At 64.7% G+C, this 4,959-nt stretch carries 4 protein-coding genes; all 4 read right to left on the bottom strand.

What is annotated here, in order from left to right; translation table 11 throughout:
- Nucleotides 1–246 precede the first annotated feature (246 nt).
- The 4 genes from PY310_RS21200 to PY310_RS21215 all read right to left on the bottom strand — a co-directional run bounded on the left by PY310_RS21200 (nt 247) and on the right by PY310_RS21215 (nt 4,851).
- Complete coding sequence (locus tag PY310_RS21200; protein WP_275216606.1) at nt 247–558, bottom strand: thioredoxin family protein; 312 nt, start codon at nt 556–558, stop codon at nt 247–249.
- Between the two features lie 95 nt (nt 559–653).
- Nucleotides 654–1,241: a DUF6262 family protein gene (locus PY310_RS21205; RefSeq protein ID WP_275216607.1), complete on the bottom strand. Its 588-nt coding sequence runs from the start codon at nt 1,239–1,241 to the stop codon at nt 654–656.
- Nucleotides 1,238–3,700 carry a tyrosine-type recombinase/integrase gene (locus PY310_RS21210; RefSeq protein WP_275216608.1) on the bottom strand — a complete coding sequence of 821 codons (2,463 nt, stop codon included), beginning with the start codon at nt 3,698–3,700 and terminating at the stop codon, nt 1,238–1,240. Before PY310_RS21210 ends, PY310_RS21205 begins: the two co-directional genes overlap by 4 nt.
- Nucleotides 3,697–4,851, bottom strand: a complete 1,155-nt coding sequence (locus tag PY310_RS21215) for a tyrosine-type recombinase/integrase (protein WP_275216609.1) — start codon at nt 4,849–4,851, stop codon at nt 3,697–3,699. The genes PY310_RS21210 and PY310_RS21215 overlap by 4 nt, the downstream gene beginning before the upstream one ends.
- Between the last annotated feature and the right edge of the window lie 108 nt (nt 4,852–4,959).

The following is a 4,959-nucleotide window of genomic DNA, read 5'->3' on the forward strand; positions in this document are numbered from 1 at the left end:
CACAGCGTTATCTGGGTGCTGTCAACACTGATGCGCTGGACGCCGCGGATTTGTTGTGTCAACGACGTCCACGACTGAGGGCGATTTGTCAGGCGTGATGCCGGTCAGCGTTCGTCGGGAGGATCTCGCCGGATCCGGAATGCAACCCACAGGCCGCAGCGCCGGCATATGTAAGAGGGTTCCGACCCTAGAGCGTGCAATTTGGAACGGGGCTTCAGCCTCCCGCAGCACGAGCACGTGACGGATTCAGAATCCATGATCGCGGAGGGCGCTGGTGAGTTGGTCCATTGTTGGCAGGCCGGCGAACCCGTTGGGGGTCATGTAGATGCGGCAGGCCAGATCGGTTGAGGGTGCCCCGCCGGGGAAGATATCGGTTCCGTTGACGGTGATGGTGGGGGACCCGGCAAATCCGGTGCCCTCAATGTCAGATGCGGACTTCAACAAGCGCATGTGAATTTCGGTATCGGCGTGGTCCAAGGCAGTCAGCGCTTCTTCGAGGAGTTTGTGTGCACTGGCTGAGTTGGGGCATTGATCAATGTGGAGCAGTTCCAACTTCATGAATCCATTGTCTCCCGTGGTTTGGACGGGCAGGACCGGGTTCCTGGTTGGCCTGGATCGTGCGGCGTTTGTGACCGCAGGCAAGGTCAGATTGGTTAGGGGGCGTCGCCGAACCGGATGCTGGTGACGTTTGATGGTTGACCTGTGAGCTGGCGCAGCGCAGTGCGTTCGATCGTGAGGTCGTCTTCGAGGGTGCGGACGGTTTCCCGCAGCTGGGCGACTGTCCGGGACAGGTCCGTGTTGTTGGCGATGAGCCGGTCGATCTCCTGGCCGCGTTGTTCGTAGAGTTGCCGGAGCCGTTTCTCATCACGTAGTTCCAGCTGCGCTGCCAGTCCCGCATCGAGTTTTAGGTTCAGTTCACGGATGTGCCCTTTGAGCCGTTTGATGGTCTCGTGGGCGTTGATCAGATCAGCTGCCCGGGCAGCACGCAACGGCGGATCGTCGAGACCGGTTTGTGTTTGTTGGTGGCGGCGGAGGGCATCCACGAGGTCTGGTTGGCTGTAGAGGTATTGGCGGCTCACGCCCGCGGCCGCGGCCAGGGTGGAGACGGTGAGTGAGTGTCCGCGGTCCGCGGCGACTTTCAGCGCTGCCGCGACGTCTTGGTGTTTGCGGGCCGAGGTCTGAGCGCGTGCCCGTGCCAGTGCAGCGGCGTTTCCCTTGGCCGGGGTGTGGCCGGTGGTCATAGCTCCCTCAGCTCGATCTGTTTGTTGGCAAGTGCGGCGCTGCGGGCGCGGCGCATGACTTCGGACATGGTGTCGATTTCGCGGCGTTGTTCGGGCGGGAGCTGTTCGAGGCGGGTGCGCATGGTTGCCAGCACTTTTTCGTAGTCGGTGATCAGGCCGCGTTGGGCGTCGAGGAGGTAGGTGGCTGTGTCGGATGCTTCGGCGATGCGCAGCTGGGATCGGAGTTTCAGGATTTCCTTTTCGATCTCCGGGATGTGTGAGGGGTTGGGGCGGAAGAACCCGCAGCCGGCGCACTGATACCGGAGCTGGCATGCGGTGCCCCCGGCGGCGACATTGCTTGGTTCTGCGCAGTCTCCGTAGGGGACCGGGGTGATTTTCAGTTGCACTCGTCCGTGACCGATCCCGATCTGGTGGCCGTGACGGTCGTGGGCCAAGGGCGCGAGGGTGCTCACTGCCTGGCGGCGGCGTTTTGAACTGACCTGGTAGTAGCCCATCGTGGTCGCCATGGAGACGTGGTCCATGAGCTGGCGCAGCACGTCCGGGTCCGTGCCGTTGTCCGCGTGCCGCTGCGCGTAGGCGCGGCGGAAGTCATACGGTTGGACGCTGGCGAGGTCGAAGTCGACCGTGTTCCCGTCCGGGTCCAGCACCGGACCGGGAACGGGCGGGAGCGACTCGGTGAACTTATGCAGGATCCGGGCCAAGTAGGTCTCGCCGATATGTGGGACGTTCTCGTCCTTCAGCCGGCGCCGGCCTGTCGGGAACAGGAAAGACGACCGGATGCCGAGCTCTTCCCGGGCCCCTTCCCAGCGGCGGATCGATTCCACGACCGGTGATTCGACGGGGAGCTCTTTGATGGTTCCTCCGGTTTTGTGAGCGGTGTAGCGCAGCAGCCAGCCGCCGTGCCGGTCCTGGAGGAGGCAGTCCGTGCCCAGAGAGGTGATCTCGCCCGGCCGGCGCCCGGTTTCCATCAAGAGCTCCAGCACGCACCGATACATTTTGGTGTGCCGTCCAACGCTCATCTGACCGGTATGGTTGCGCAGGTGCTCGATCACCGCGGCAGGGGTGACCCTGTCGTTCTCGACTCTTTGGTCGTTCCGGTCCCGCCGTGCCGTCCTCTTATGGCCCGCGTAGTTCTGTGCGAAGCTTTCCGGGATCTGCCTCCAGGTACCCAGCCGCCGGGCGGTCCGGCAAAGCTCCCACCACACGGCATGGCTTGTTTGTGAGGCCCTGACAGGCCAGCGGGCCTCGAAGCGGGTTGAGATGGCCGCCATGTCCTCGTAGGCCAGCCTGGTCGGGTCGATGCCTGCGTCGCTGCGTTTGGCACGGAGCACCGCGGAGGCCTCGACGCAGGCGGCGAAGCACCGCTGAACCCGGGTCCGGGGCTCCAACGTTGACCGGAGCCACTCACGGAAAGCCGCGGCGAGCCACGGCTGGGAGATTTCCCTCATGTCCAGCGGGGACCCGGCAAGGTCGGCGTTGGGGTGCGAGTTCGTCACCCGCAGCGGGAGGTCCTGCAAATAGACCAGATTCTCCTGCAGCGACTCATACCTGGTGAACCTCCGCAGGGCCTTCTCCAAGACCAGGATCCCGACCGACCGGACTCCCTTGAGCCGTGTGGCGTGCTCGTGCGTGCGGAAACACTCCAGCAGATTGGTGTGCTCGTCGTGGCAGGCGTCGTTGATAAACGGCCGCAGCTTGTTCACTATCAGCCTCCCGTAACCGCGGGTCGAGTACTGCTGAAGGACGAACAGCAGCTCAGTGCGCATCGGCTCCGGCAAGGACCGCAACGGCAACTGATGGCGTTCCAGGACACTGTCGGATCCGATGAACCCCGTCACGGTGAGCACGGGATCCAGCCGGCGCGCCGCCCGCAACCCGGAGTCGTGATAGTCGCAGAGCCCGCTCGCCAGGGGCGTGGAGAACACCCGGTCACAGCCGGTCACCGGGCATGGCACCGAGGGGTGGGCCACTTTCCCTCGCCGGTCGGTGATGAACGCCGCCAGCATCTCATCGGTGACCGGCATGCCCCCGGCTTTGCAGTTCTTGGTGAACCGGTAGTAGTGCGATGGGCAGAGTCCACGGGTCGTCTGCGCCCGCCCGCAACGGCGGCCTGCCTCGTCGTGAACCCCACACAGCGCGAAGCCCCGCGTGGACCGGCCTTCCAAGGGATCCACTTTCGGCCGCGTTCGGGCGTACTCCTCGACCGGCAACCCGGCCGCCCTGGCCCTTCGCACGCACGATTGGCAAAACGCCACACGGGCGGCCGGGTTGGCGCAGCCGGGCCGGTCACAGACTGTGAAATCGTTGAGTTCGTTGAACGGGTCGATCGTCAACACGCCCCGGCCCGGGTCCCAGGAACCGACGGCCCAGTCATCGCTGAGCATCCCGGCCAGAAATTCGCACCAACCAGTGCCGGCACCAGATAGCGACCGAACCAGTTCCTCTGCAACGGCACTCATGCGCCCGCCCCCGGGAACTGGACTGCCGGGTTGGCCACCGCCGCCCGCAGCGACTCCTCGGAAGCGTGCGTGTAGATCAGCGTCGAAGCGATCGACCGGTGACCCAGCAACACCCGCACGACATCAAGCTCAACGGCCTCGCCCTCCAGCCCGCGCAACCAGATCGTCGCCCTCGTGTGCCGCAGCACATGCGGACGGATCTTGAACCCCAGAAGCTTCGATAACCGGCGGAACAAGTCCACCACCCTCGCGTAGCTCAGCGCCTGTCCCGCCGTCGGCCCATCCAGGGCGACGAAAACGTTCGGACCCCGGTCATCACCAACACGGCCGATCCGCTCCCGCAGCGCCTCCTGGTAAGAGAACGCGAGCTCCGCAGGCAACGGGACCACCCGCAGGGACTTCGCACGGGCCCCGTTCGCCGAACGGTTGCGGACCACATGAACATGCGGCCCCTTCACCGTGCAACCGTGCGGCCGGTTGTCCGCCAGCAGGTGCAGATCCTCCCGGAACAACGACAACGCCTCACCGACACGCAACCCTGCGAAGTAGAGCAACTCCACCAAGAACCGGTCCCGCGGGCGCAGCGAAAGCGCGAGAAACGCCCGTCGGTCCGCTTCCTCCGACAACCACGCCGGCGCCCTCGGCACCTCCACCGTCCTGACCCGCAGCTCCTTCGCGGCAATACTGCGCGTCCGGCCGCGTTCCCCACCCCGGGGACCAGGCCGAACGAACTGCTCCTCCGATAAACGGGCCACCAGCTCCTTTGGCACGAGACCCTCCAGCGCCGCCCACCGGTAGAACTCGACCACCGCAACCAGCCACGCGCCGACCGTCGCGGGACGTCTCAGCGTCGCCACCCCCGCCCCATGCTGCACGGGGGTCACTGACAGATGGTTCTTCCACCGCACCATCGCCGAGGACCTCGCTTGGGTCCAAGCCAGGCCCTGACTTGGAAGCCAACTCAGGAACCCCGCGACCCTGAGGCCGTAGTTGCGCACGGTGTTCGGCGACGCGCCGGACTCAACCAAAGACCGCAACCAGTCACATGCTCCCGGATGAATCACCCCGCTCCGCCGGTCGAAAACGACGGCGAAGTCCACTCCGGAAGTGGACCGCACCCAACGAAACCCGAACGTTCCAGGGGCAATCATGGGAGCACCCTATGGGCAGCCACTGACAGCGAAGCTGACGTGTCCACCACAAAGAAGAACCAACCAATCACTGACAATCGAGGACGCTGTTCCATGACTACAGATAAA

It is taken from the genome of Pseudarthrobacter naphthalenicus, from assembly GCF_029076445.1.
GTDB classification, from domain to species: Bacteria; Actinomycetota; Actinomycetes; order Actinomycetales; family Micrococcaceae; genus Arthrobacter; species Arthrobacter naphthalenicus.